The sequence below is a fragment of the Pseudarthrobacter sp. O4 genome (genome assembly GCF_050157025.1).
GTDB lineage: Bacteria > Actinomycetota > Actinomycetes > Actinomycetales > Micrococcaceae > Arthrobacter.
The window spans coordinates 2,115,299-2,138,026 of record NZ_CP189591.1; the positions used below are offsets into that span (position 1 = coordinate 2,115,299).

Annotated in this window: 21 protein-coding genes, 1 pseudogene and 2 riboswitches; of the genes and pseudogenes, 14 read left to right on the top strand and 8 right to left on the bottom strand. The window is 66.9% G+C overall.

Features of this window, described 5'->3' with window-relative positions; all coding sequences use genetic code 11:
- The first annotated feature begins 144 nt into the window (after positions 1 to 144).
- From aceB to ACQCSU_RS09765, 9 genes and pseudogenes are all read left to right on the top strand, one after another.
- Positions 145 to 1,761 (top strand): malate synthase A, encoded by a 1,617-nt coding sequence (aceB, locus tag ACQCSU_RS09725; protein WP_426979754.1) that lies wholly within the window; start codon positions 145 to 147, stop codon positions 1,759 to 1,761.
- Positions 1,762 to 2,259: 498 nt separating this feature from the next.
- Positions 2,260 to 2,847 (top strand): annotated as a pseudogene (locus ACQCSU_RS09730) (DEAD/DEAH box helicase family protein); the annotation flags it as partial.
- A gap of 169 nt (positions 2,848 to 3,016) precedes the next feature.
- On the top strand, positions 3,017 to 3,241 hold the full coding sequence (locus ACQCSU_RS09735) for a hypothetical protein (RefSeq protein WP_426979936.1): 225 nt from the start codon (positions 3,017 to 3,019) through the stop codon (positions 3,239 to 3,241).
- Between the two features lie 27 nt (positions 3,242 to 3,268).
- Complete coding sequence (locus ACQCSU_RS09740) at positions 3,269 to 3,433, top strand: hypothetical protein (RefSeq protein WP_426979937.1); 165 nt, start codon at positions 3,269 to 3,271, stop codon at positions 3,431 to 3,433.
- A 170-nt stretch (positions 3,434 to 3,603) separates the two neighbouring features.
- Positions 3,604 to 4,155 carry a dihydrofolate reductase family protein gene (locus ACQCSU_RS09745; protein WP_426979527.1) on the top strand — a complete coding sequence of 184 codons (552 nt, stop codon included), beginning with the start codon at positions 3,604 to 3,606 and terminating at the stop codon, positions 4,153 to 4,155.
- A 76-nt stretch (positions 4,156 to 4,231) separates the two neighbouring features.
- Positions 4,232 to 4,855 (top strand): LysE family transporter, encoded by a 624-nt coding sequence (locus ACQCSU_RS09750; RefSeq protein WP_426979528.1) that lies wholly within the window; start codon positions 4,232 to 4,234, stop codon positions 4,853 to 4,855.
- Positions 4,856 to 5,222: 367 nt separating this feature from the next.
- Complete coding sequence (locus ACQCSU_RS09755; protein WP_426979529.1) at positions 5,223 to 5,768, top strand: low molecular weight protein-tyrosine-phosphatase; 546 nt, start codon at positions 5,223 to 5,225, stop codon at positions 5,766 to 5,768.
- Positions 5,765 to 7,873, top strand: coding sequence for a chorismate-binding protein (locus tag ACQCSU_RS09760; protein WP_426979530.1), 2,109 nt, complete (start codon positions 5,765 to 5,767; stop codon positions 7,871 to 7,873). Before ACQCSU_RS09755 ends, ACQCSU_RS09760 begins: the two co-directional genes overlap by 4 nt.
- A 97-nt stretch (positions 7,874 to 7,970) precedes the next feature.
- The gene (locus tag ACQCSU_RS09765; RefSeq protein ID WP_426979531.1) at positions 7,971 to 8,711 is read left to right on the top strand and encodes a polysaccharide deacetylase family protein; all 741 of its coding nucleotides are present in this window, start codon (positions 7,971 to 7,973) and stop codon (positions 8,709 to 8,711) included.
- 23 nt (positions 8,712 to 8,734) lie between these two features.
- On the opposite strand, the gene cls is transcribed toward ACQCSU_RS09765, so the two are convergent.
- Positions 8,735 to 10,210, bottom strand: a complete 1,476-nt coding sequence (gene cls / locus ACQCSU_RS09770; protein ID WP_426979532.1) for a cardiolipin synthase — start codon at positions 10,208 to 10,210, stop codon at positions 8,735 to 8,737.
- Positions 10,211 to 10,351: 141 nt separating this feature from the next.
- Between cls and ACQCSU_RS09775 the strand changes: the two genes are divergently transcribed.
- A complete protein-coding gene (locus ACQCSU_RS09775; RefSeq protein WP_426979533.1) occupies positions 10,352 to 11,326 on the top strand; it encodes an aminodeoxychorismate lyase in 975 nt (324 codons plus the stop codon).
- Positions 11,327 to 11,462: 136 nt separating this feature from the next.
- Here ACQCSU_RS09775 and ACQCSU_RS09780 read toward each other — a convergent pair whose 3' ends face one another.
- Together ACQCSU_RS09780 and ACQCSU_RS09785 are read right to left on the bottom strand one after the other, a co-directional pair.
- Positions 11,463 to 12,554, bottom strand: a complete 1,092-nt coding sequence (locus tag ACQCSU_RS09780; RefSeq protein WP_426979534.1) for a glycosyltransferase — start codon at positions 12,552 to 12,554, stop codon at positions 11,463 to 11,465.
- Complete coding sequence (locus ACQCSU_RS09785) at positions 12,541 to 13,485, bottom strand: ATP-grasp domain-containing protein (protein ID WP_426979535.1); 945 nt, start codon at positions 13,483 to 13,485, stop codon at positions 12,541 to 12,543. The genes ACQCSU_RS09780 and ACQCSU_RS09785 overlap by 14 nt, the downstream gene beginning before the upstream one ends.
- 371 nt (positions 13,486 to 13,856) lie before the next feature.
- A riboswitch (SAM riboswitch) is annotated at positions 13,857 to 13,972 on the top strand.
- 97 nt (positions 13,973 to 14,069) lie between these two features.
- On the opposite strand from ACQCSU_RS09785, the gene ACQCSU_RS09790 reads away from it, so the two are divergent.
- The 3 genes from ACQCSU_RS09790 to ACQCSU_RS09800 are packed head-to-tail and all read left to right on the top strand — an operon-like array spanning position 14,070 to position 15,934.
- Positions 14,070 to 14,318, top strand: coding sequence for a DUF1737 domain-containing protein (locus ACQCSU_RS09790; protein ID WP_426979755.1), 249 nt, complete (start codon positions 14,070 to 14,072; stop codon positions 14,316 to 14,318).
- Positions 14,315 to 14,725, top strand: a complete 411-nt coding sequence (locus ACQCSU_RS09795; RefSeq protein ID WP_426979536.1) for a rhodanese-like domain-containing protein — start codon at positions 14,315 to 14,317, stop codon at positions 14,723 to 14,725. Before ACQCSU_RS09790 ends, ACQCSU_RS09795 begins: the two co-directional genes overlap by 4 nt.
- Complete coding sequence (locus ACQCSU_RS09800) at positions 14,726 to 15,934, top strand: O-succinylhomoserine sulfhydrylase (RefSeq protein WP_426979537.1); 1,209 nt, start codon at positions 14,726 to 14,728, stop codon at positions 15,932 to 15,934.
- Between the two features lie 49 nt (positions 15,935 to 15,983).
- On the opposite strand, the gene ACQCSU_RS09805 is transcribed toward ACQCSU_RS09800, so the two are convergent.
- The 5 genes from ACQCSU_RS09805 to ACQCSU_RS09825 all read right to left on the bottom strand — a co-directional run bounded on the left by ACQCSU_RS09805 (position 15,984) and on the right by ACQCSU_RS09825 (position 22,040).
- Positions 15,984 to 17,168: a glutamate--cysteine ligase 2 gene (locus ACQCSU_RS09805; protein WP_426979538.1), complete on the bottom strand. Its 1,185-nt coding sequence runs from the start codon at positions 17,166 to 17,168 to the stop codon at positions 15,984 to 15,986.
- A 117-nt stretch (positions 17,169 to 17,285) separates the two neighbouring features.
- A complete protein-coding gene (locus ACQCSU_RS09810) occupies positions 17,286 to 18,809 on the bottom strand; it encodes a UDP-N-acetylglucosamine 1-carboxyvinyltransferase (RefSeq protein WP_426979539.1) in 1,524 nt (507 codons plus the stop codon).
- 143 nt (positions 18,810 to 18,952) lie between these two features.
- On the bottom strand, positions 18,953 to 19,756 hold the full coding sequence (locus tag ACQCSU_RS09815; protein ID WP_426979540.1) for an energy-coupling factor transporter transmembrane component T family protein: 804 nt from the start codon (positions 19,754 to 19,756) through the stop codon (positions 18,953 to 18,955).
- Positions 19,753 to 21,408, bottom strand: a complete 1,656-nt coding sequence (locus tag ACQCSU_RS09820) for an ABC transporter ATP-binding protein (protein WP_426979541.1) — start codon at positions 21,406 to 21,408, stop codon at positions 19,753 to 19,755. The genes ACQCSU_RS09815 and ACQCSU_RS09820 overlap by 4 nt, the downstream gene beginning before the upstream one ends.
- A complete protein-coding gene (locus ACQCSU_RS09825) occupies positions 21,408 to 22,040 on the bottom strand; it encodes an ECF transporter S component (RefSeq protein WP_426979542.1) in 633 nt (210 codons plus the stop codon). The genes ACQCSU_RS09820 and ACQCSU_RS09825 overlap by 1 nt, the downstream gene beginning before the upstream one ends.
- Before the next feature lie 67 nt (positions 22,041 to 22,107).
- Positions 22,108 to 22,252: riboswitch (TPP riboswitch) on the bottom strand.
- 175 nt (positions 22,253 to 22,427) lie between these two features.
- Between ACQCSU_RS09825 and ACQCSU_RS09830 the strand changes: the two genes are divergently transcribed.
- A complete protein-coding gene (locus ACQCSU_RS09830) occupies positions 22,428 to 22,691 on the top strand; it encodes a DUF4235 domain-containing protein (RefSeq protein WP_426979543.1) in 264 nt (87 codons plus the stop codon).
- Positions 22,692 to 22,728 lie beyond the last annotated feature (37 nt).

Sequence of the window (22,728 nt, forward strand, 5' to 3'; positions counted from 1 at the left end):
CAGAACCTAGTATCCATATCGTGAAATAGATGGTGTCGGTGCCAGTGGTGAATGCAGGTGCCGAGCCAGAAACTACATCAACAGTTCCAAGGTGCCCCGTGGCGGTCGCCTTTATTTCAGGAACGTCCCCGAGAGGATTCAGTAATGACTTTTACCTTTATCGAGAACCCGCCTCTTGAAAGGGCCCCCGAGATCCTGACACCTCCCGCACTGGACTTCTTAGCCCAGCTGCACCGGCGTTTTACCGCCGAACGCGACGTACGCCTGCTCGGAAGAGAGGTCCGCCGGGCAGAGGCCGGCCGGAGCGGAACACTTGATTTCCTTCCGGAAACGGGGGCTGTCAGGGACGGGGACTGGACAGTCGCTCCCGCGCCGGCTGCACTTCAGGACCGCCGTGTTGAGATCACCGGACCCGCCTCACCGGCAAAAATGGCCATCAACGCGCTGAACTCGGGCGCGAAAATCTGGCTTGCGGACCTTGAAGACGCCAGCTGCCCGACGTGGTTCAACGTCATCAACGCCCAGCTGTCTCTCTATGACGCAGCTCGCGGACAGCTGGCTTACACGTCACCGGAGGGCAAGACGTATGAACTCAACAAAGACATTCCAACCGCTGTTGCAGTCATGCGCCCACGCGGCTGGCACATGGATGAAAGGAACATGGAGTTCGACGGAAAGCCTGCTGTCGGAGCGCTGGTCGACTTTGGCCTTCACTTCTTCCACAACGCGAAGCAGCTCCTAGATAACGGGCACGGGCCCTATTACTACCTGCCCAAGATGGAGAGCCACCTCGAAGCGAGGCTGTGGAACGACATCTTCGTTTTCGCCCAGGATGAGCTCGGCATCCCGCAGGGAACCATCAGAGCCACAGTCCTTATCGAAACCATCCCCGCTGCCTTCGAAATGGACGAAATCCTATATGAACTGCGCGATCACGCGTCCGGCCTGAACGCAGGACGCTGGGACTACCTATTCAGCATCATCAAGTATTTCCGTGACGCCGGCCCCGGCTTCACGCTCCCGGACCGTGCCGCGGTCTCCATGACGGCTCCATTCATGCGGGCATACACCGAACTGCTAGTCAAAACCTGTCATGACCGAGGCGCCTTCGCCATGGGCGGCATGGCAGCCGTAATTCCCAACCGCCGACAGCCGGAAGTCACTGAAGAGGCCTTCGCAAAAGTGAGGGCCGACAAAACCCGCGAGGCCACCGATGGTTTTGACGGTTCCTGGGTAGCGCACCCGGATCTCGTCCCGATCTGCATGGAAGTCTTCGACGGCGTCCTGGGGGCAGCACCGAACCAGGTCGACCGAAAGCGGACGGATGTCAATGTCACTGCAGCCCAACTGCTGGACATTGCATCTGCGCCGGGAGAAGCCACCGAAGCAGGGCTCCGCGGGAATCTTTACGTTTCAGTGGCATACACCGCTGTATGGCTTTCAGGGAATGGGGCCGTGGCAATCCATAATCTTATGGAAGACGCAGCCACTGCCGAAATATCCCGATCCCAGATCTGGCAGCAAATCCGCAACCGGGTGACCCTCACCGATACAGGCAACACGGTGACCCGCGAACTCGTAGAACGTCTTCTGGCCGAGGAAATCCAGGAGCTCCGTGGTGAGGCCGGCGAGGATTTGTTCAACCGATACTACGAGCCGGCAGCCCGGATCATTTCGGACATCTGCCTCTCTGAGGAATACACGGACTTCCTGACAACCCCCGCATACGAAGCACTCCAGAGCGAGATCTCCGTAGCGTGACAACGTTTGGTTCCTAACCGCCGCGCCGGTCAGGCCAGCAAATCCATCCCCCGATATTGCTTCGGGGGATGGAATTGCCCTTAATACCGAGCGGAGGAATTGACTGAACATCAATGATGCGTGGCGGGCTTGCTTCGTCTGTCGTCACCTGACCTCATATCCGTGAACGGGGTTGGTCAGGCCATGGCGGCTCGTTTTCTCAGCGCGGCCGAACTCTGCCGACGGTCAGCCCCGGCAGATGATCCGCCGGCCAGGTTGCGTTCCTCAGCTGATCTGGCCGCCTGGAACTCATTGAAAACGTTAGTTTTGAGTAGGATTCACTCTCAAAGCTATAGTTTTGAGAAAGTTCTATGCTCCGTAGAGCCACTCCTGCACGGTGCGGCGCATTTCATGCCACTTTCCCGAACCACGAAAGCTGCGTGCTATGTCTGCCGGGCTTCCACTTTCTGCCCCGACAACTGAAAGACCGTCCGGGCCCGACTGGCATCCGGTACGACTGTGTCGGAGTCGAAGTCCACATCGCCGGATCCGCTGCTCAGCGGTTTCAGCGACGAGCTGAAGAACCCAGACGGCACAGCGCGCCAGTTGCGGTACTACCAACGCCGCGCAGTTCACGAAGAACTGTCCCGCCTTGCCGCCGGGGAAAAGCGTCTGCTCCTGGTCATGGCGACGGGAACCGGCAAAACCATGACGGCCATGCAGCTCGTATGGAAGCTCTGGAACCACCGGAAGCGGATCAACGAACTGTCGGGGACCGGGCGGTCCTACAAAATGTTGTTTCTCGCAGACCGCAAGGTTCTGGTGGACGACCCACTCAACAAGACCTTCAGGCCGGTGTTCGGGGACCCGGTTATCAGGGTCAAAACGCAGGAGCGCAGATTCTCGAGGGACATCTACTTCGCGACGTATCAGGCTCTGGACTCCAAAGTCCGTGCTGACTCGGACGCCGATGCGGAGGAGGCCTCGCTGCTCAGCCATTACCCACCGGACTTCTTCGACCTGGTCATCGTCGATGAATGCCACCGCGGGAGCGCTCGAGAAGACTCATCCTGGCGGCAGATACTTGAGCACTTCAGCGGGGCAGCTCAGGTGGGGCTTACGGCGACGCCGGTGCAAAAGTCCGATGCGGATACCTTCTACTATTTCGCGCCGCCACAGCCATGCCAAAGTGCTGCCATATCTCCCCGGCTGAGGTTGTTTAAAGGCCGAAAGCACGGCCGGCCCGGTCTCCGTGCTCCGGCAAAGGAGCAACACCATGGCAAAGATCAACAAGACCATCATGCTCGCCGCCGTCATCGGCGGCGGCGCCATCGGCGCGTCGGCCATCCCCGCGATGGCAGCCGATTCCACCGCCAGCCCGTCCTCGGCCCGTCCACCGATGGTTGCGGCACCGGCGGACAGCGCGGCCCGCACCAGGCCAACGGCAAGACGGAGGAGATCCTCACCGGTGACACCGCCACGACGGTCGAGGGGGCGGTGAAGGCCGCCCAGCCGGACGATCGAGCGGGTGGAGACCGACGCCGACGGCGCCACCTACGAAGCCCACATCACGAAGGCGGAATGCACGCGCGCCACCGTCCTGCTGGATGCGAACTTCACCGTGACCGAAACCCAGGAAGCCCAGGGCGGCCCGGGCGACACGGCCGCGGACGGCTGCACCTCCAACGGCTAAGCGATAGCAGCGCCCCAGCTTCGGGATAGAGCTGCGGGATAAGGCTGCCTGCAGGGCCGCTCCGGGCTGCGGCACCGCCGTCGTCCGGGGCACGCGTCCGCCGCCAGGCATTCCCTGCCTTCCGATCTCCCGATAGGGTGCACTGAAAGAGCCCACGGCAAGGAGGATCCATGCGCAAATTGACGGCCGGCCTTTTCTGCTCTGTGGACGGGGTGGTTGAAGACCCGTTCCTGTGGCAGTTCGACAGTTTCGACGCGGAGTTGGGTGCCGGGATGGGCGAGATGATGGGCCGGATCGACACCGCAATCCTGGGCCGCATCGGGTACGAGCAGTGGGCAGACTACTGGCCGAACGCCGAAAGCGACGCCGTCTTCGCGGGGTTTATCAATCCGCTGCCGAAATTTGTCGCGTCCCGGACGCTGGCCGGGGAGCTGGAGTGGCAGAATTCGCGCCTGATTGAGGGGCCGCTGGAGGACTTCGTGGCAGGCTTGAAGAACAGCGACGGCGGCGAAATAGGGATCTTCAGCAGTATCTCGCTGGTCCGCCAGTTGCTGTTCGCCGGGCTGCTCGACACCTTGATGCTGATCGTCCATCCCGTGATCGCGGGAAGCGGCCGGCGGCTCTTCAACGACGGCGATCCCCTGACCCGGCTGGAGCTGCAGTCGTCCCAACAGACCAGCAAAGGCAACATGATTCTCAGCTACGGCCTCCGCGGCGACTGACTCCCCACCGGACATCAGGGCGGCCAGCCCCCTCATCGAATCCGGCCGGCCAGGGCCGGGACCGTAAACTTGTCTGGTGCAACCGTCCCTTTGGCTGGCCCTCGCAGGCGCCGGCGTCCTGATCAGCTTCACTCCAGGCGCTGGCGCCATCAATACCATGAGCAACTCGCTGAACTCCGGTTTCCGCCGCTCGCTCTGGGGCATCCTCGGCCAGCAGGCCGCACTCATTGTGCATATCCTGATCGTGGCCCTGGGCGTCGGGGTCCTCGTGGCGAGCTCGCCGGTGGCGTTCAACGCCATCCGCTACGCCGGTGCTGCCTATCTGGTCTACCTGGGCATCCGGCAGTTCCTGCACAAGCCCGATCTGGACCAGGAGAGGGCTGCCGCGCTGCGCAACGAGCCGGCATTCTCCATGTTCCGCCGTGGTCTCTGGGTGAACATCCTGAACCCCAAGGCCGTCGTGTTCTTCCTGGCCTTCATGCCGCAGTTCATCCGTCCGGAGCAGCCGTTGCTCCCGCAGTACCTGGTCCTGTCCGTCACCGTCGTGGTGATCGACATCCTCGTCATGTGGTTCTTCTTCGCCGCCGCGGCCACGTCCTTCCAGCGGTTCACGCACGACGCCCGCGGCCAAAAGATTCTCAACCGGACCTTCGGCTGCCTGTTCGTGGCGGTCGGCGTCCTGCTCGCGCTGATTCACTGACACGGACCTCTGGCGCCCCGGCGGGCCGTCAAGGGCCCGCCCTGCCGAGGCCGCTGTGCCGCGACGGCCCCATGCCGCGGGATACCCAGCGTGGGCCGGGCCTGGCCTGGACACACGGCATCCGCGCCGCAGGTCCATCGTCGGCTACGTCAAGGACGCCGTGGACGCGCTGGACACGTCGCCCGACGTCCTATCGGTGCTGCGGACGCAGCGCCACTTAGCGCCGAACAGGGACTGCGGAATTCCGTTACCCTGTTACGCCGTCAGCCTGTCTCGTCACACCGGGTCCCGCAGACTTGACAGATCTTGTAACACCCGCGGAACCTCCGCTAGCCAAGAGGCGCCCGCATCATTCATGCTTAGCAATATGACCTCAACGTCGAGCCAGTACCGGATCATCACGGTCTGCACCGGAAACATCTGCCGGTCCCCGATGGCCGAGCTGATGCTGGCGGAGGCCTTTGCCGCCGAGGGTCTCGCCGGCGCCGTCGTGGACTCGGCCGGTACAACTGCCTACGAGGCCGGCCGGCCGATCGATCCCCGTGCCGCCCGCACGCTCCTGGGCCACAGCATCTCCTCAGACCACCACACGGCGCGCGAATGGCGGCCCGAATGGTTCCAGAGTCGCGAACTGATCCTGGCCCTGGATGTGGACCATTACGGCTGGCTGCGGCAGACGGCACCGGACCGCGAATCGCTGTCCAAGATCCGGATGCTGCGCAGCTTCGATCCCGCCGTGGCGGGCAAGGATCCCCTGGACCAGGGCATCGAAGATCCCTGGTACGGCGGACACGCGGACTTCGACATCACCTGGAACCTGATCCACGCCGCAATTCCAGGCATCGTGGGGCACGTCCGCACCCAACTGGCGCAACGGCAGCGGCCGGAGCAGCGGGTACGCTCTATTTCATGAGCCCCGCACCCGTCATCATCGCCATCGACGGACGATCCGGCGCAGGAAAGACCACCCTCGCGATCGAACTCGCGGCCCGGCTCCGGGAGAACCACAAGGTCTCCCTGTTCCATCTCGAGGACATCTACCCCGGCTGGAACGGACTCGCCGCAGGAATTGAACGCTACGTCTCCACGGTCCTGAAACCGCTGCACCACGGCGAACCCGCCGACTGGGTCAGCTGGGACTGGAACCGGCACTACGACGGCGAAACCCGCACCACACAGCCCGCCGAGATCGTCCTGGTGGAAGGTGTCGGCGCCGCGGCCGAAGCCGCCCGTCCGTTCCTTGACGCGGTGGTCTGGGCGGACTCCCCGGACCAGGACCGCCGCAGCCGGGCGCTCGCCCGCGACGGCGAAAGCTACGAACCCTACTGGGACCAGTGGGCCGCCCAAGAGCAGGAATGGCTGGCCGCGGACGATGTTCCGGCGCACGCCGCGGTGCGCGTGCTCAACCTCGCGGACGGCGCCGCCCCCGAGGAGGTGCTGCAGTCCCTGCAGTACCTGCCCGCTCTTGCCCCGGTGCTGTTGCCTGAGCTCGCGGCCCGCCGCGGCCTCCAGCTCCACACCGAACGGATCGACGCCGAGCCGGACGCCGTCAGGCTGTTCGAGCGCCTCTTCGGCCGCTCCGCCAACGCGGTCTGGCTGGACTCCTCCCTCAAGCCGGAAGCCCCGGGACTGCCCGGCGAGGCCCGGGACGGAGCGGCGGCAGAGCGGAGCCGCTTCAGCATCCTGGCGGACGACGGCGGCCGCTTCGGCCAGACGGTCCGGCACAGCTCGGGCAAGACCTGCGTGAGCGTCGGAAATGCGACCGTAAAAACTGAGGGACCGTTCTTCCGCTGGCTCGACGGCGTCTGGGGGCGCCGGGCTCTCCGCGTTCCCGAGGACTACCCGTGCGGGTTCACCCTGGGCTGGCTCGGCTACCTCGGCTACGAGCTCAAGCGGGAAACCGGCGGCAGCGACGTTGCCTCGGCAACCCCCGACGCCTGCCTGCTCTTCGCCGGCCGCGCCGTCGTGCTGGACCATCTGGAAGGTACGGCATGGCTGCTTGCCCTGGACACGCCCGATGCCCGGGAGTGGCTGGTGGCGGCCCGGTCAGCCGTGGCAGCCGCCGTGGCGGACACGGCAGGGGCGGACACGGTGCCGGCCGGCGGAAGCAGCGACGTCGTTCTTTCTGCCGGGCTGGACTCTGCCGCGCTGGACTTTACCGCGCGGGACTCGGAGGTCTCCTACAAGTCTAAGATCACCGAGGCACAGCACGAGATCGCCGAAGGCAACAGCTACGAGGTCTGCCTCACCACGGTGCTGACGGCAAAGGTGCCGGCCGGCGCGCTGGATCCGTGGCCGGCTTATCTCGCGTTGCGGCGCCGTAACCCGGCGCCGTTCGCCAGCTACCTGCGCTTCGGGGGACTCAGCGTGGCCAGCACCTCGCCCGAGCGCTTCCTGCGCATCATGGCCGACGGCGGGATGCGGGCCGAACCGATCAAGGGCACCCGGCGCCGGGACGCCGACCCGGTGCGGGACGGGGCACTGTGGCAGGAGCTCAAGTCTTCGCCCAAGGACCGCGCCGAGAACATCATGATCGTGGACCTGCTCCGGAATGACCTGAGCCATTTCGCCGTGCCGGGCTCCGTCTCGGTCAGCCGGCTGTGCGCGATCGAAAGCTACGCCACCGTGCACCAGATGGTGAGCACCATCGACGCCCTGCTCCGGCCCGGGATGCCGCGGGCCGAGGCCGTGGCGGCCTGCTTCCCCGCCGGGTCCATGACCGGCGCCCCGAAGGTCAGCACCATGGCCATCCTGGACCGGCTGGAAGGCGCACCCCGGGGCGTGTACTCCGGCGCGATCGGCTACTTCTCACTCAGCGGGGCCGCCGACCTCGCTGTTGCGATCCGGACCCTGGTGCTCAACGCGGGCGCGGCGGACGGCGACGCGGAGCTGAGCCTCGGCGTCGGCGTCGGCGGCGCAATCACGGCGGATTCCTCGCCGCAGGAGGAGTACGAGGAGATCCGGACCAAGGCCTTCGGCGTGCTCTCGGCGCTCGGCGCAGACTTCCCGTCCGGCTGACCACCCGCCCGTTGCATTTATGCGACCAGTCCACTAAAACTATGGTGCGGCTGCGCCCCGCCAGGGTGCTCCGTTCAGGATTCCGTTCCTAGGGGAAATGATGCTGACCCGGAAGTCCTTCCGTTCCATCGTCGTCATTGTTTTGGCTGTCCTCGGCATGGCACTTGCCCCGATGCCGTCGTATGCCGCTGACGATCCGATGCCGCCACTTCCCCAGGTGTGGGGAATCACAGCCGCCGAGCAGTACAACATCCTGCATCTCTACTACAACGGACCCACGGTACGGCTCACCTTTGATGACTGCGCCACGCCAGCGAGGCTAGCGGGGATGCTGGCCTGGCTGACGGCATACAACATCCAGGCCACGTTCTTCTTTACCGGCCAGTGCATGCTGGCGCATCCCAGCTACGAGTCGCAGCTGATCAACGCCGGTCAACTTCTCGGAAACCACAGCTACGACCACGGCGACTACTCCCGCATGACTTCCGCCCAGATCAACGATGAGGTTCGCCGCTCCGGAAGTGTCGTTCCCACGACCACCCCCAAGCTGTGCCGGCCACCGTACGGCGCGGGCGCCTTCAGTCTGAACGTCTATGACGCACTGGCGGCAGCCGGCTGCAGGCCCGCTTTCTGGACGGTGGACACCCGGGACTGGGATGGATCATCGGCGGCGACGATCATCCAGCGGGTCCAGTATGGCGACGCAACAACCCCACGCGTCTACCCGGGCGGGGTCATCCTCATGCACGGCACCGGTCTACATACCCTGGAGGCGCTGCCCGGCGTCCGCTCGGCACTGATCTACCGTGGCTACGCGACCTTCCACATTCCTAGCTAGGGCTCCACGGATGGCGCGGACTACTACTGCAGGGTGGCTGTCAGCCGTGCGACGTTGTCCACGTACTTGACCAGCATGGGACGCTTCATCCAGTCCTCGAGGACGAGCTCGTGCGAGATCTCGCGGTAGGTGTCCTCCACGGCGCGGACCCTCTGCACGATGTCCTCGCCCAGGAGCATCACCGAGACCTCCAGATTCAGGGAGAAGGAGCGCATGTCCATGTTGCTGGAGCCGAGGACGGCCACCTCGTCGTCGATCGTGAAGTGCTTGGCGTGCAGCACAAACGGGGCCTTGTACAGGTATATCCTTACTCCGGCCTCCAGCAGGGCCTCGTAGTAGGACTGCTGGGCGTGGTGGACCAGGAACTGGTCGCCCTTTTCGGAGACGAACAGTTCGACGTCGACGCCGCGCTGCGCCGCCGTCGTCACCGCGTACAGCAGGGAGTCGTCCGGAACGAAATACGGGCTGCAGATCGAAACCTTGTGCTGCGCCGAGTATATGAGCGTGTTGAAGAGCCGCAGGTTGTTTTCGGTGATGAAGCCGGGGCCGCTGGGCACCACCTGCGCCGTGATCTCGCCGGCGTGCAGTTCAGGCCGGTGCGCGAGCTGGTCCTCGAGCGACTCGTCGGTCTCGCTGAGCCAGTCGGTGGCGAAGACGACGTTGAGCGTCGTGACGATCGGACCGCGCAGGCAGGCCATCAGCTCCACCCACTCACGGCCCACCTTGCGGTGCCGCGGGTTGTTGTAGGAGGGCTCGATCAGGTTCTGCGAGCCGGTGAAGGCGATCTCGCCGTCGATCACCATGATCTTGCGGTGGTTGCGCAGGTCCGGCCGGCGCCACTGCCCGTGCACGGGTCGAAGCGGCAGCATGGGCCGCCAGCGGATCTTGCTGGCCTTGAGCCGGGCGATCAGTTTGCTGTAACCCTTGATCCGCAGCGTGCCGAGGTGGTCGAAGAGCAGCCGGACTTCGACGCCGCGCTCGGCCGCCTCTTCGAGGGCCGAGAGTAGGTCATCGGTGATGTGGTCCGAACTCATGATGTAGAACTCCGCGTTGACGAAGTCCTCGGCCTCGCGGACCGCCGCCGCCATCGCCCTGATGGAATCCGGGTAGCCAGGCAGCAGCTCCACGCTGTTGCCGTCCACCATCGGCAGTGAGCCCAGGGTCTTGTTCAGCTCGGCCGCGGAGGCCACCCATTCCGGGCCGTCGTAGTGGCTTTCAAGGCTGGCCAGCTCCGAGGTGCCGGCACGTACCCGGATGTTCACCGCCTCCTGCTGGGCACGGCGTTTGCGGGAGAGCCGGAAGTTGCCGAAGAGCAGGAACAGCACCAGGCCCAGGGCCGGGACGAAGAAGATGCCCAGCAGCCACGCCATGGCGGTGGTAGGCCGGCGGTTTCCGGGGATGATCCCGAGGGCCAGCACACGGATGACGAGGTCGATCAGGGTCAGGATGAGAATCGCCCAGGACGGAAGAGTCCCCACCAGCGGAAATGGCCACAGCACAGGCGAACCCCTCAAAGCTCCAGACCCGCGGAACAGTTCCGGAACGGGCAACCTGCAAATCCTATCCGAGGCCTTCCGCACGGACACGAAAATGCCCCCGCCACGGCGGGGCACCCGCCCCTCGGGAACTAAGCTGAAACCATGACTTCTCCTGCCCCAGTTCCAGGCCTTGCCACGGTGCTGGTCTTCCTTGATCCCGAGTTCGAAAAGGGCCGCATCGCGGACGCGTCCAAGCCGCAGTTGATGGCCACGGACCAGGGCGCCACCCGCGGCGACGGCGTCTTTGAATCGCTCCTTGCCGTGGGCGGCCGGCCCAGGAAGCTGCAAGCCCATTTAAGCCGCCTGGCCGGGTCCGCCCGCTTGCTGGAGCTGGACATTCCCGCGGAGGACCAGTGGCGACGCGCCATTGAGACCGCGATCAGCGAGTACCGGAGCCAGCATGTGCCCGCCACGGCGGACACCGATGACACGGCTCCTGCTGATGAGCTGGTGGTGAAGCTCCTCGTGACGCGCGGCGTCGAGGGCGGGGGCGGGCCTACCTGCTGGGTCCAGGCCTCCGCTCCCGGCGCCGCAGGCCACCGCCAGCGCGCGACAGGGATCGACGTCATCCTCCTGGACCGCGGCTACGACAGCGAGGTCGGCGAGCGCGCCCCCTGGCTGCTCCTGGGCGCCAAGACCCTCTCCTACGCCGTCAATATGGCAGCGCTGCGCTACGCCCACCACCGGGGCGCCGACGATGTCATCTTCACCTCCGCGGACGGCAGGGTCCTCGAGGGCCCCACGTCGACAGTCCTGCTGGCCCACCTGGAAACCTCCGACGACGGCGAGGGCGGCATCCGCACGGTCCGGCGGCTCATCACACCCCAGCTGGACAGCGGCATCCTGCCCGGAACCTCGCAGGGCGCCTTGTTCGCCGCCGCCAAGGCTGCCGGCTGGGAGCTGGGCTACGGACCGCTGGAGCCGAAAGACCTGCTCGACGCCGATGCCGTGTGGCTGATTTCGAGCATCCGACTGCTGGCGCCCGTCAACCACCTTGACGGCAAGGAGATCGGCACTCCGGAATTGCGCAGGCAGCTGACGGCCGAGCTGAACGTGCTCTACGCCACCATCGAGTAGCCGAGTCCAGTCCTGCCAAGGGGCTGGCGCAGGGCGCAGCTACGGGGCTGGCGCAGGAATCCGAGATGCCGGCACCCGGAAAATTCTGCCAGAAAACCGGGCCGGCGGTCTCAGTGGCGAGTGGAGGCGGGTCCGCCTAAGCCCAGGCCTCCCTGAGCGCGGCCCAGGCGTCGTCGTCAGGCCTGGCGCTGGTTTGCGCGCCGGTCCGGGCGCCGGTTTGCGCGCCGGTTGCCGCTCCGGTCCGGGCGCTGGTTGCCGTGCGGGTCCGCAGGCTACGGGGACGTGGGCTGGCAGTGCCGACGCCGGTCCGGGCGGACTTGTCCCGGTGTCCTTCCTTGCCGCTCGTGCCCCTGTGGGTTGTCATCGCCTGCAGCAGGCCGTGTGCCCGGCGGACGCGCTGCCGCCAGCGGGCCAGGACGGTCGATGGCGTTCCGGCGTAGATGTGGGCGCGCGGCGCGAACGCTACGCGGTATCCCGCCTTGCGCACGCGCCAGATCAGCTCCAGCTCCGCCCCCACCGAGTGCTCGCAGAACGGCCCGATTTCCGCCAGGACCCTGCGGGGAAACGCATCGATGTTGCCGGAAACGAATGGCGCGCAGCCGGCCACGGCCAGGGCCCGCCGGGCCATCGCCGTACCGAGGTGGCTGATGAAGGCCAGCGGCCGGGTCCGGTGCAGCTGGACCGGCCTGTCATCGCCGCAGACTGCCCCGGTGCGCTGGTCCTCGAAGCCCTGCAGCATCCTGTCGACCGTGTACGGTGCGAAGATCCTGTCCGCGTCGACAAACACCAGAACGTCACCGGTGGCATAGCGGACGCCCAGGTTCAGGGCAGCTCCCTTCCCGGCGCCTGGCTGTCCCAGGACCTTGATTCGAGGATCCCCGGCGGCGAGACCGGCCATCAGTTCGGCCGTGTTGTCCGTGGAGCCGTCGTCGACGAGGATGACCTCGTACCGGGTGTAGCGGGTGAGCTGGACGGACCGGACGCAGTTTTCGATGACGGCGGCCGCGTTGAAGGCCGGGACGACGATCGACACGCTTGGCCATTCGTCCCAGAGCGTCGGAGCCCCCCGGCGCCGCCGGCTGGCCGCCCGGACCTCGAAGCACACTGCCAACGGCACGGCGAGCAGCCGGACGAGGCCGAACACGAGGACCGGCAGACCGGTGATGAGTACGCCGGGGAGGAGCAGGCCCGGGTGGATTCCCGGCTCAGCTGAGTCAAACCAGGGCATGGGCGTATGCTCCGGTTCCCTGCCGGAATGACGCAGGATTGAAGGACGGCAGGTTGAAGGAGGCCAGCACGGCGTCGAGCAGCTCGGGCGCCGCTTCGCTGTGGGCGCCAAACCGGGCGTTCATTTCCAGCACCACCGGAGTCCCGTCGGCCCGGCGGCGGACGGTAAGTTCGACCGGGCCGGTCAGCCCCAGCGAACGGACGGCGGCCATCGCCACATTGCCCACATCCATTGCCTCCCCGGCCGCGGCGCGGCGGACGGCTATCGCGTTGACCACGTACTGATCTGCGCGCCCGGTCTTTTCCACCACGACCGCAAACGGGGCCGTACCGTTGTGGGCGGGGGTTCCGAAGACCACGGGCACATATTCCGTTCCGGGAATGTATTCCTGCACGATCTGCCCGTCCGGCAGTCCTGCCCAGTCGACGTCCACGCTTCCGTCCACGACAATCACCCCGCATCCGCCGCGGGAAACCCGGGGCTTGACGACCACGGGGCCGTCCAGCGCGGCCATCGCTGCGTTGGCGCCGGCAAAGTCCCCGGGGACTCCGAACCGCGGGACCGGGACCCCGGCCGACCGCAAGAGCCAGGCTGTGAAGAGCCTATCGCTGGCGACAGCCACCGGCCCGGGCTCGCCTGTGATAACACGGACGTCCCTTCCGAAACCCGCGCGGGCCGCCGAGACTTGCATCAGTTCCTCGCCGGAAGTCGGGATGACCAAATTTATTCCCTCCCGTGCGACCAGCCGGCGCAAAACCGGGATCAGTTCAGGGTCAGCGGCCGGGGGTACCCTGACAGCGGTGACGCCGGTCCCTTCCGGCAGTTCGCGGGCGTCAGCGCCCAGGAAGGGAATGCCCCGGGACCGCAGCTGGGCGGCGAGGGCCAGGCCGGCAGGGCCGCCGGCGCCGGTAATCAGGACACGGGGTTTCACAGTTTCTCCATTCAGTTCTGAGACGGCGGACAGGGCCTGGCATGACCCTGCGCGGTACCCCCTCAAGTTGCGGCGGTTGGCACTTTGAGACCTCTCGGGACCTGTTGCCTGCCTCCCAGTAAAGGCGAGCGCCATATCAGAAGACCCGAGTAGGCGCTACTCGAAACTGTCCCCGGCGGAGATAGTCGGCCGGACAGGTAGATACGTATATTCAGCCGCTGGCTACCCCGACGGACCGCTCCGGTCAAAACACTGCCTGACGTCTCCCGACCGGCTCCGCCGGCGGCGCCGGGAGACGGTTACGGTTACGGTTACGGAACATGACGAGGGCGGCGGTGCGGGCCAGCCCTGCAGATGTTACGTTTTTGGGGAGTAATGAGAACCGGCGCCAAGCCCTGACTGGCCGGTCGGCAACCCTCCCTTTCGCGGCGGGGTGCCTCAGGTGAATACTCGGCATATCGACCCATTCGAGCTGCAAGCGTGAAAGAAGGAGTACCGTCGTGCCTGACGCATCCGCCCCCGCTGTCCCCACCACAGCACCCGCCCCGTCCGCCGCCGTCCCCGGCGCAGCCGCCGAGGAAAAGCTGGCCTACCGCCTGTTCACCGGCCCCGACGACCGCTCCTTCTGCGAGCGCGTTTCGGCGGCGCTGGCCGAAGGCTACGTGCTGCACGGAAGCCCCTCCGCCGCCTTCAACGGCAGCAGCGTCATCGTCGCCCAGGCCGTGGTGCTGCCGGCCGCATTTGCCAGCGCGGACGCCGCCGTCGCCGACGCGGTCGAAGGCCTGGGAATTGACGGCGTCGGCTACGAAGAGACCATCGAGGGCCACGCGTGAGCTACGCCGGAGACCTGGACCCGCAGGAAGCCTGGGCCAAGCTGGAGGCGGGCGCCATCCTGGTGGACGTCCGCACCGAGGCGGAATGGGCCCACATCGGCATCCCGGACACGAAAGCGACGGAAAATGATCCGCTCTTCATCCAGTGGAGCCTGGCCGGCGGCATCCCCAATTCGCAGTTCGTGAAGCAACTGAAGCAGCAGGCGCCGGAGGATTCCGGTACCGAGTTGGTGTTCCTCTGCCGTTCAGGTGCCCGCTCCATCGCCGCCGCAACCGCCGCCACCGAGGCCGGCTTCACCTCCTACAACGTCCTCGAGGGCTTCGAAGGCGAGCCCGACCGCTACGGCGAACGGACCGTCAACGGCTGGAAGAACCGCGGCCTGCCCACCAACCTCGGAAAGAACTAAGTGACTTTCAATCCCGACGCCGCCGGCTGGAGCCCCGACACCCAGGCTGTCCGCGGCGGACTTGACCGCACCGGCTTCCAGGAAACCACCGAGCCGGTCTTCCTCAATTCCGGCTTCGTCTACGAATCCGCCGCCGCCGCCGAGCGCGCCTTCACCGGCGAGGACGAGCGCTTCGTCTACTCCCGCTACGGAAACCCCTCGGTGGCGACCTTCCAGGAACGGCTCCGGCTGCTCGAGGGCACCGAGGCGTGCTTTGCGACGGCGTCCGGCATGTCCGCGGTGTTCACCGCGCTCGGCGCGCTGCTGGGCGCCGGGGACCGTGTGGTCGCCGCCCGCTCGCTGTTCGGCTCCTGCTTTGTGATCCTCAACGAAATCCTGCCGCGCTGGGGTGTGGAAACGGTCTTCGTCGACGGGCCGGACCTGGAGCAGTGGCGCGAGGCGTTGTCGGAGCCGACCACCGCGGTCTTCTTCGAGTCGCCATCGAACCCGATGCAGGAGATTGTGGACATCGCCGCCGTGAGCGAACTGGCCCATGCTGCCGGGGCGACCGTCGTCGTCGACAACGTCTTCGCCACCCCCCTGCTGCAGCGCTGCGGGGACCTCGGCGCGGACGTGGTGGTCTACTCCGGCACCAAGCACATCGACGGCCAGGGCCGGGTGCTCGGCGGGGCGATCCTGGGCACGAAGGCATTCATTGACGGGCCCGTCAAGCAGCTCATGCGGCACACTGGACCCGCCCTGTCCGCCTTCAACGCGTGGGTGCTGACCAAGGGCCTGGAGACCATGGCGCTGCGCGTCAACCATTCCTCGGCGTCCGCCCTGCGGCTGGCCGAATGGCTCGAGGAGCAGCCCGCGGTCAGCGCGGTGTTGTACCCGCTGCTGAAATCCCACCCGCAGTACGAGCTCGCGGCCAGGCAGATGACGGCCGGCGGCACCGTGCTCACGCTGGAACTTTCCCCGTCCCCCGGGCGCTCGGCGAAGGAAGCCGCCTTCGCACTGCTGGACGCGCTGCGGATCATCGACATCTCCAACAACCTGGGCGATGCGAAGTCCCTCATCACGCATCCGGCCACGACGACGCACCGCGCCATGGGCCCGGAAGGACGCGCTGCGATCGGGCTGAGCGACGGCGTGGTGCGGCTCTCCGTGGGCCTGGAAGACGTCGAGGACCTGATCCGCGACCTCCGCCAGGCGCTCAAACAGGTCTGACCAGGGATTCTTCCTACCGCGAACTGCGGACTCGGCAGCGTCTTTTCGGTCAGGCCCGGCGCACCCGGCCCAGGGACGACGGCTGGTGCGCGGGATCCCGGGACTCCGACCCCAGCATGGTTACCTTGACGGCCCGGTCGACGACGGCGACGAGGCCGCCTTCCCGGAACGGCCGGCGCTGCAGCTGCGAACCGGTCCCCTCGGCGAGGATCCGTGCGATGCCCTCGTGGACCAGTTCCAGCTCCCCCTGCTCCGCCAGCACCGGGGCCAGATAGTCCACGAGTGCGTGGACCACATCCGCCGCCGGCGCGGGTGTAAAGGTCCCGAAGTCCAGCAGTTGGCTGCGGAGCCCGCAATTACTGGCCTGCCAGGCGGCCATCCGCAGCAGCAGCGTCGGCACCGGGGCTGGTTCAACGCCGTCGTTCCACTCCCGGCAGGCCGATTCGACCAGGGCACGCACCAACACGGCGATCAGCGCCGCGTCGTCGGCCCGCAGGCAGACGTCGGCGACCCGGACCTCCACGGTGGGATGGTGGCTGCACAGCCGCGCGTCGAAATAGATCATCCCCTCGTCCAGCAGCACGCCGCTTTCCACCAGCCGGGTCACCACCCGCCGGTAGACCGGCACGCTGCCGAAGATCATCGTAGGACCCGAGCCCGGCCAGCGGTTCCACGCCTGGGTGCGGTAGCTTTCAAACCCTGTCTCCGCGCCGTTCCAGTACGGGGAATTTGCGCTGAGGGCAATCAGCACGGCCAGCTTGTCCCGGATCCGGTCCATCACCGCCACGCCTTCCTCGGGGGATTCCACAAACGTGTGGACGTGGAAGCCGCAGGTGAGCTGGTTCCGGACGATCAGCCCGAATCGTTCCTGCATGGTGACATACCGCGGCGAAGGCGTTGTGTGCGTCGCGGAGCCCCTCGGCGACGTGGCCAGGGCTGCGACGCGGCCGCCGTGTGCCCGTGCGGCCTGGTCCGCGAGCGCACGGCCCTGCCTGAGCTGCTGGAGCAATTGGGTGTAATCCAGACACGGCTGCGTCTGGGTTTCAATCTGTTCCAGCTTGAGCTCGAAGCTGAAACCGGCGTCTTCGTGGACCGGCCTCTGCGCCGGGACCACGCGGCCCGCGTCCTGCTTCTGGGGGACCAGGCTGGGCAGCATGACGTCGGCCAGGGCAAGCGGCATCCCCGTTTCGGGGTCCACTATCAGCAGTTCTTCCTCCACGCCGAAGGTGCGCATAAATCTATTGTGCGTCAGGACCCGCGGAAGCGCGCTACCCCAACGCGGAGTCACTCCTCGCCCATGCCAGGGGATCGGATGGGCGCGGAGTGACCCGGCGTTGCTTAAACGAGGCCGTCAGTCCTGGAAATACTCGACCTTTGCGCCGATGGTGTTGAGCCGCTCGGCAAGGTCCTCGTAGCCGCGCTCGATCACGTAGATGTTGCGCAGTTCCGAGACGCCGCGGGCCGCGAGCATCGCCAGCAGCAGGCAGGCTGCGGGACGGAGGGCCGGCGGGCAGCCCACCTCGGCCGCACGCCACTTGGTGGGTCCGTTGACGTAGATCCGGTGCGGATCGAGCAGCTGCACCTGGGCGCCGAGCCTGTTCAGTTCGGTCAGATAGATCGCACGGTTTTCATACACCCAGTCGTGGATCATGGTCTGGCCGTGGGCGTTGGCGGCAATGACCGCGAAGAAGGGCAGGTTGTCGATGTTCAGTCCGGGGAAGGGCATCGGATGGATCTTGTCCTCAGGTGCACGTAATTCCGAGGGTTTGGTGGTGACGTCCACCAGCCGGGTGCGGCCGTTGCGGGCAAGATATTCGCCGGACAGCTCGAGCCGCTGGCCCATCTGTTCGAGCGTCGCGAGTTCGATCTCCATGAACTCAATGGGGACGCGGCGGACGGTGACTTCCGAGTTGGTCACGATGCCGGCGGTGATGAGGCTCATCGCCTCGATCGGGTCCTCGGAAGGGAAGTATTCGATGTCTGCCTCCACCGACGGGCGCCCGGTGATCTTCAGGGTGGTGGTTCCCACGCCCTGGATCTCCACGCCGAGCATCTGCAAGTAGAAGCAGAGGTCCTGCACCATGTAGTTGGGGCTGGCATTGCGGATGATGGTGGTGCCGCGGCGGTGGGCGGCGGCCATGATCGCGTTCTCGGTGACGGTGTCGCCGCGTTCGCTCAGCACGAAGGAACGGTCATGTCCGTCCGACGGCGGCGCCTGCACGGCGTAGAACCCGGACTTCGCTTCGACGCTGAGGCCGAACTGGCGCAGCGCCTGCATGTGCGGCTGCACCGTGCGGGTGCCGAGGTCGCAGCCGCCGGCGTAGGGCAGGCGGTATTCGCTGGACTCGTCCAGGAGCGGTCCCAGCAGCATGATCACGCTGCGGGTCCGGCGGGCGGCCTCCACGTCCATGGAATCGAGGTCCAGCACGGCGGGGCGGCGGATCTGCAGATCGTTCGCGTTCAGCCAGGTGCATTCGACGCCGATGCTGGTCAGCACCTCGACGATACGGTTGACCTCCTCGATCCGGGCCAGCCGGCGCAGCGTGGTGGTTCCGCGGTTGATCAGGCTGGCACACAGGAGGGCGACGCCGGCGTTCTTGCTGCTGTTGACGTCCACGGAACCGGAGAGGGTGCGGCCACCCTCGACCCGGAGGTGGGTCATCTGCGGCCGGCCTACCTTGACGATGCTCCGGCCGAAGACGGACTCCAGCCGCTGGATCATCTTCAGGCTCAGGTTCTGCTTGCCTTGTTCCATCCGGGCGATCGCGCTCTGGCTGGTTCCCAGCTCGGCGGCGAGCTGTCCCTGGGTCCAGCCCTTCTGTCCGCGGGCATCGCGGAGCAGGGCACCAACGTGTTCAGCAGTCTGTTGAGTCATACCCAAAAAATATCACGGATCAGCTGTTGGTCCCGGAAAACGCCGCCGAAATGCCGATAATCTCACAGGAATATCCGCGCGGTGCGATAAACGCCGGGCGATAGGTTCCGGGGCAGGGCGCGCACCGCTGCGTTGAGGACCTCCTATTGCCGGGTGAGGAACACGAGATTCCAGGTCCCGGCGGCCAGTGCCGCGGCGACGGCGGCAGCGGCAATGCCGAGCCCGCCCAGCAGGACCCAGGCGTCGAGGATGCTGAAGGTGGAGGGCCGCGCCCAGGTGCGTTGGGCGCCACCGAAGCCGCGGGCCTCCATGGTGACGGCCAGCCGGGAGGCGCGCCGGATGGCCTGCACGAGGAGCCCGAAGCTCTGCCCCAGCGTGGACCGGAGCCGCTGGTACGGGTTGCCGCGCGAGCCCACGCCGCGGGCCCGCCGCGCCATGCCGATGGTCTGCCATTCTTCGGCCATGAGCCCCACCAGCCGCATCGCGGCCAAGGTGCCCAGGACGAAGCGGTGCGGCAGTTTCGCGTTCTGGGCCAGCGCGTCGGCCAGGTCCGTGGGGTCCGTGCAGCTCATCAGCAGCACCGCGGGCAGCGCGATGGCGAGTCCGCGGAGCAGGAAGCCCAGCCCCAGTTCAAGGGAACCGTCGCTGATGGACCAGATGCCGGCGTCGAGCAGTATGCTTCCGCTGTCCGGCGCCAGGATGGCGGTGCTCCAGCCCCCCAGCGCCGCGGCCAGGATCAGCGGCCAGCCGCGCTGCCAGAGCAGCGCGAGGCTCAGCCCGGCCAGCGGAAACAGCGCCACTTCGAAGGCCAGCGCCACCGACGCTGAAACCCAGTCGATGGACAGCGCCAGCACGAGGGTGATCAGCACGACGGCGGTGAACTTGGCCAGCGGGTTGGCGCGGGTCAACAGGGCCTGGTTGCCGCGCAGGCTCAGGACTTCCCTCACTGCGCCGCCACCGGGCCCGGTTCGCGATTGCCCGGCTCGCGATCGCCCGGTTCACGGTGCTCCGGTGCGCGGAGGCTGAGCTGGGTGCCGCCAAGGACCGCGGTGAATTCCGCGTCGTGGGTTACCGACACGACGGCGGTGCCGGCGTCGAGGAGTTCGGAGAGGAAGGAGGCGAGCTCGGCCCAGGTGTTGGCATCCTGGCCGAAGGTGGGCTCGTCCAGGACGAGCACCTGCGGATGGGCCGCGAGCACGGTGGCAACCGAGAGCCGCCGCTTTTCGCCGCCGGAGAGTGTGTAGGGGTTGGCGTCCACCAGTTCGGTCAGCCGGAGCCGCTCCAGCAACTCGTCCACCCGTTCTTCGCCCCGGCCCAGGTGCCGGGGACCGAACATTAACTCGTCGAGCACCCGGCCGGTGACAAACTGGTGCTCGGGTTCCTGGAAGACGGTACCGATCCGGGCAATCAGCTGTTGCGCCTTCCAATGGTACGGATCGATCCCGGCGCCGGCGCCCAGCTCCGGCGTGGCGGAAACGGTACCGGACACCGGCGCCAGCAGGCCGGCCAGGGTCAGGGCAAACGTCGACTTTCCGGAGCCGTTGGGGCCGGTGATGGTCAGCGCCTCGCCGGCGCGGATCTGGGCTGTGATGCCGGACTGCACCGGTACCGGGGCGATGGCCCTGAAGCCCCTGCGCAGACCGGAACGGCGGGGGTGCTCGCGGGAGACCGCCAGGTTGTCGGCCGCCATCAGGAGGGTCCCGGCGTCGGGCTGTCCGGGCAGGGATGCTTTTGCGGAGCCTGATACCGGCGAGCCCGCGGCAGACGCTGCCCGCACCCGGGTCGGCGGCACGTAACCGGGCACCCAGACCCCGGCAGCAGTGAGCATGTCCCGCGCCTGTGCCAGGACCTGGTCCGGCGGGCCGTCGATCAGCACGGCCGGTTCCGTGGCGGAGCCCGGCTGCAGGACCACGATCCGGTCCACGAGGTCCTTCCAGACGGCGACCCGGTGCTCCACCACCACGAGGGTGGCGCCGGTCTTGTCCAGGCAGCGGCCGACTGCGTCGCGGACTTCCAGGACGCCGGCGGGGTCCAGGTTGGCAGTGGGTTCGTCGAGCAGGAGCAGCCCGGGCCGCATCGCCAGGATGCCGGCGAGCGCCAGCCGCTGCTTCTGGCCGCCGGAGAGGGCCGAGGTCGGGTGGTCCAGCGGCAGCCGGCCCAGCCCGACGTCGTCGAGCGCTTCACCGACCCGGGCCCAGATCTCCGCCGGGGGCACGGACAGGTTTTCCGCCCCGAAGGCGACGTCATCACCGAGACGGGAGAGCACCACCTGCGTCTCCGGGTCCTGCTGCACCAGCCCGGCCCGGCCGCGCCGGGCCCGCGGCGGGGCGCCGTCGATCAGCAGGCTGCCGGTCTCGTCGGAATCCTCTGCCGTGTTGTCGCCGAGGGCGTCGGCTGCGTTGTCGCCGAGGACCCCGGCCAGTGCGTGGAGCAGCGTCGATTTGCCGGCACCGGAAGGCCCGAGCAGCAGCACCCGCTCCCCGGGACTGATGTCCAGGTCCAGCCCGTTGACGGCGGGCCGCGGCCGGCCGGCGTGCCGCCAGCCCCAGCCGCGGGCCGTGACCGCGGCCGGGCGGACGCCGGCACCTGGTGCCGGCATCAGGAGAACACAGGCTCCGTGGCGGCCTTGCGCGAGGCGAACGAGCTCAGCACCCCGGTCTTGGCGAGACCCCGGGTGGCGAGCCAGGACAGGGCGCCGGCAATCACGGCGGCGGAGACGGACATGAAGATGATGTACGCCAACTTGTCCCCGGCGGCGTAGGCGATGTTCCAGCCCCACGGCGCGAAGGAGTCATTCAGGGCGCCGAACAGTCCGGCACCGGCACCGGCCAGCAGGGACACCGGCAGGTTGAACTTCTTGTAGACGAACGCCGCGAAGACGAGCTCGGCTCCGAGGCCCTGGAGCACGCCGGAGATCAGGACAGTGGTGCCGTATTGCGAGCCCATGATCAGCTCGCCGGTGGCAGCCACCGTTTCGCAGAACAGTGCCGCCCCGGGCTTGCGGATGATGAGCATGCCGAGCACGGCGGGAATCATCCAGCCTCCGGCGTAGAGCCCTGTCAGCGGCGGATACAGCGCGTTGACCGGGGCTGAAATCAGATTGGCGCCCTGGGACCAGGCCCAGAAAATGACGCCACCGGCAACCGCGATCAACGCGGCCACCACAATGTCCACCACACGCCAGTTGTAGCCGCGCCGGTTGAGCGTCGGCTGAGCAGAAATGTCAGTCATGTCGTCCTCCTGAGGAACAGGAGGGGAGGGTGCGCCGGCCGGCCACGGCTTCCGCCGCCCAGCCGGGCACTCTGAGAACTCGACTCCCTTTCGCCGGTACTAACCGGATCAGGTTCGAGGGTCTGCGGCTGTCCGCACTCTCAGCGCCCACCGGTGGTTTTCCCTGGATTCCTCCAGCGATGCCCGACGGCGGCGCTCCCCTGTCGTATATAAAATCGCCCTTGTGGGCATTGCCCAGTTTACACCCGGCGGGACCGGCTTCCCGTGCCCAGCTGTCACATTCCGGGCCGGGACCGCACGGCGCGGCCTGCACGGCCGGGTCCAACCGTCAGGGCCGGGACGCTAGGCTGGGGGAAGCCCTGTTCCCTCCCGCAAGGAGTCCGAAGAATGAACATCTTCATCAAACTGCTCGGCACCGGCATCAGCCTGCTCGCCGGGTACGTCGGCACCAAGCTCGTCGACACCGTCTGGGAAAAGTCCACCGGCAACAAGCCGCCCAAGGGCCACCACGACGACATCCCCACCACGCTGCGCTCGGCCCTGACCTTCGCGCTGATCTCCGCAGCGGTCAGCGCCATCATCCAGGTCCTCGCCAACCGCGGCACCCAGCGCGCCATCACCCGTTTCGCCAAGTCCCAGGACATCGTCTAGGCGCATCGTCTAGCACCGGTCACCGGCGGCCCCGGCC

Bases quoted from the DNA above. Each gene is read 5' to 3' on its own strand.
- ACQCSU_RS09825 (WP_426979542.1), bottom strand. From the start codon at position 22,040: ATGACTGACATTTCTGCTCAGCCGACGCTCAACCGGCGCGGCTACAAC.
- ACQCSU_RS09780 (WP_426979534.1), bottom strand. From the start codon at position 12,554: ATGCCCTGGTTTGACTCAGCTGAGCCGGGAATCCACCCGGGCCTGCTC.
- ACQCSU_RS09735 (WP_426979936.1), top strand. From the start codon at position 3,017: ATGGCAAAGATCAACAAGACCATCATGCTCGCCGCCGTCATCGGCGGC.
- ACQCSU_RS09805 (WP_426979538.1), bottom strand. From the start codon at position 17,168: ATGCGCACCTTCGGCGTGGAGGAAGAACTGCTGATAGTGGACCCCGAA.
- ACQCSU_RS09765 (WP_426979531.1), top strand. From the start codon at position 7,971: ATGATGCTGACCCGGAAGTCCTTCCGTTCCATCGTCGTCATTGTTTTG.
- ACQCSU_RS09760 (WP_426979530.1), top strand. From the start codon at position 5,765: ATGAGCCCCGCACCCGTCATCATCGCCATCGACGGACGATCCGGCGCA.
- ACQCSU_RS09755 (WP_426979529.1), top strand. From the start codon at position 5,223: ATGACCTCAACGTCGAGCCAGTACCGGATCATCACGGTCTGCACCGGA.
- ACQCSU_RS09820 (WP_426979541.1), bottom strand. From the start codon at position 21,408: ATGCCGGCACCAGGTGCCGGCGTCCGCCCGGCCGCGGTCACGGCCCGC.
- ACQCSU_RS09830 (WP_426979543.1), top strand. From the start codon at position 22,428: ATGAACATCTTCATCAAACTGCTCGGCACCGGCATCAGCCTGCTCGCC.
- ACQCSU_RS09775 (WP_426979533.1), top strand. From the start codon at position 10,352: ATGACTTCTCCTGCCCCAGTTCCAGGCCTTGCCACGGTGCTGGTCTTC.
- ACQCSU_RS09745 (WP_426979527.1), top strand. From the start codon at position 3,604: ATGCGCAAATTGACGGCCGGCCTTTTCTGCTCTGTGGACGGGGTGGTT.
- ACQCSU_RS09810 (WP_426979539.1), bottom strand. From the start codon at position 18,809: ATGACTCAACAGACTGCTGAACACGTTGGTGCCCTGCTCCGCGATGCC.
- aceB (WP_426979754.1), top strand. From the start codon at position 145: ATGACTTTTACCTTTATCGAGAACCCGCCTCTTGAAAGGGCCCCCGAG.